Raw genomic sequence first — 2,776 nt, forward strand, 5'->3', positions numbered from 1 at the left:
TTTCAATTCTACATTTAGGTTTTCTTCAATTTGTTGAAATAACTTTTGATAAATATCTTCTTTGGAAGAAAAATGATGATAAAAAGTGCCAACAGATATATTTGCCTTTTTACAAATATCTTCAATAGTTATATTTTTAATTTCTTTTTTTTTCGTTAAATTTAAAAATACAAGAAATATATTGTTTTGTGTTTGTAGAGCTTGTTGTTTTCTTTTGGTTAAATTTTTGTTATGCAATCCTTATTCCCCCTTAACTATATATTAACTGATATCTCGAAATCGAAAAAGTATTTTGAAAATTCTGTTATCGTTGTATAATTTTCATTATATCGAATAATATTCGGTGAATGTAATTAGGTGTAATGAAAATTTTTTTGAGGGGAGATTGTTATATATGAAAACACCTTATCAATCAATCTTTATGATTCCTACAAATAAGCTGTTAGGAAAACAGGCTTTAGGAGACCCATATGAACCATTTGAATGGTATAAAGAGATGCGAGAAAAAGAACCCATTTATTTTAATTCTCAGGCTGACATGTGGAATGTTTTTTTGTACGAAGATGTAAAAAGAGTCTTAGAGGATAAAGAATTTTTTTCTAACATTATGCCGGAGAAGAAAAAGTCTCCCTTTCCACAAAGTATCCTTGGGATGGATCCGCCAAAACATACGCAAATCCGGTCTATTGTAAATCGTTCGTTCACTCCTAAATCATTAAAGGTATGGGAGTCGAGAATTCAGCAAATCACAAATGATTTTCTTATTCAATTATCTAATCGTGATAATTTTGATATTGTCCAAGAGTTATTTTATCCTTTACCGGTCATAGTAATTGCTGAAATGTTAGGTGTTTCTGTTAATGATATGGACAGATTCAAGAAGTGGTCGGATATTATAGTAAGTTCACCCAATCATGATGATCCGGATTATTTGAAAGAATTTTTTCATATACGTTTACAAGCAGAAAATGAATTAGAGGAATTTTTTGAAGAAATCATACAAATCAATCGAGGAAAATCCAAAAAGGATTCAAATGACATTATTTCTTTATTAGTTCAAAGTGAAGCAGACAAAAACATTTCGGGCAAGGAAGTAGTATCATTTTGTAAATTACTATTGGTAGCAGGAAATGAAACAACAACTAACTTGCTTGGAAACTTATTATATTGTTTGATAGAAAATCCAGATGTTTACAAGCAAATACAACAGGATGTATCCCTTGTTCCAAAAGCAATTGAAGAAGTATTGCGGTATCGTTCACCAGCTCAAAGAATTGTACGCAAAGTAAAAAAAGAGATTCAAATAAGAGGCCAAACTCTACAAGTAGATCAAATTATCTCAGGTTGGATTGGATCAGCTAATCGAGACTCTCTTCATTTTAAAGATGCCGATAGTTTTAACATACATCGTAGTCGAAATCCTCATCTTGCATTTGGTCATGGAATCCACTTTTGCTTAGGTGCTCCCCTAGCTAGATTAGAAGCTAAAATTGTATTGACGGAAATAATGAAAAAATATAAATCATTTTCGTTTATTGACCATAATCTTCCCGTTCCTATCTCAAGTGTTAGTTCTGTATATGGATTGAAATCTCTCCCTGTGAAAAGTGAAGTTATTCATATAAAGTAAATGGTTTAGTTTTGATACAGGTTGTATCAGAACTAACTTTATTTATCAATTAGAACTATTGACATCAGACTATCAAAAAATTATTGCAAAGATAGTGATAATTATAATTTCATTTTTGATTTTCATAGAAAGAAGCCAGAAGAACAAGTAGAATTATAGGTAAATAAGTTGCAGAGTGAAATTATGAAAAGAATGCTGTTTACTCAAGGGGGATATTTTAGCTTAGGATTATTTTCTAGATTGTAATGTAAATTCTATTCCCGAGCATGGATTGAAAATTATACTTTTAAAAAGTAAATAAGTTTTAAATTTACAGATTTATAGAAATTTTATAGGTTGAATATAAAACCATAAAATGGGGTGTTCTATATGTGTACTAGTTTGACATTACAGACAAAAAGCGGTCAGCACCTTTTTGCAAGAACAATGGATTTTGCATTAGATTTCAATCAAGAAGTAATAATTGTTCCTCGACGTTATCAATGGAACAATATAACTGGTGAAACTATCAAGGCGAAACAAGCTGTTGTAGGAATGGGGATTAACGATCAAGGAAGGATCATTCTGGCAGATGGAGTAAATGAATCAGGTATGACATGTGCAACACTTTATTTTCCAGGATTCGCTACTTATAGTAACAGCATAGATGACAATAAAACAAATCTGGCTCCATTTGATTTTGTGGCATGGAGTCTCACACAATTCAATTCTGTCGAAGAATTAAAGAAATCTGTAGATAGTATTTCCTTTTTAGATGTACCACTATCTGTTTTAGGAGTTATCCCACCTCTACATTGGATTTTAGCGGATAAATGGGGAGAATGCATTGTATTAGAGCCGACAATTGAGGGGCTAAAAATGTATGATAATCCGCTAGGGGTAATGACCAATAGTCCTGAGTTTAACTGGCATTTACAAAATTTAAGACAATATGTTGGTCTTAAATCGCAGCCATATGCCCCAACCCAATGGGGTGATGTACCCTTAAGTGCTTTTGGACAAGGTTCAGGTTCGATGGGACTCCCTGGGGATTTCACTCCACCATCAAGGTTTGTTCGGGCGGCGTATAGCAAACAAAATATTCAAGGGGTAGATAACGAAGAGGAAGGGGTATCGGCCGTTTTTCATATCTTATCAAATTGTGAG

At 32.5% G+C, this 2,776-nt stretch carries 3 protein-coding genes; 2 read left to right on the plus strand and 1 reads right to left on the minus strand.

Annotated features, from left to right (window positions below):
* A partial coding sequence (locus DN403_RS20540; RefSeq protein WP_149185698.1) for a TetR/AcrR family transcriptional regulator occupies positions 1-237 on the minus strand: 237 nt, incomplete at its 3' end.
* 157 nt (positions 238-394) lie between these two features.
* Between DN403_RS20540 and DN403_RS20545 the strand changes: the two genes are divergently transcribed.
* On the plus strand, positions 395-1,630 hold the full coding sequence (locus tag DN403_RS20545) for a cytochrome P450 (RefSeq protein ID WP_149185699.1): 1,236 nt from the start codon (positions 395-397) through the stop codon (positions 1,628-1,630).
* A 369-nt stretch (positions 1,631-1,999) separates the two neighbouring features.
* The coding region (locus DN403_RS20550; RefSeq protein ID WP_149185700.1) for a choloylglycine hydrolase family protein at positions 2,000-2,776 on the plus strand (777 nt) is incomplete at its 3' end.

Origin of the sequence: Bacillus sp. AY2-1, from assembly GCF_008368965.1 — a bacterium.
GTDB classification, from domain to species: Bacteria; Bacillota; Bacilli; order Bacillales; family Bacillaceae_G; genus Bacillus_A; species Bacillus_A thuringiensis_S.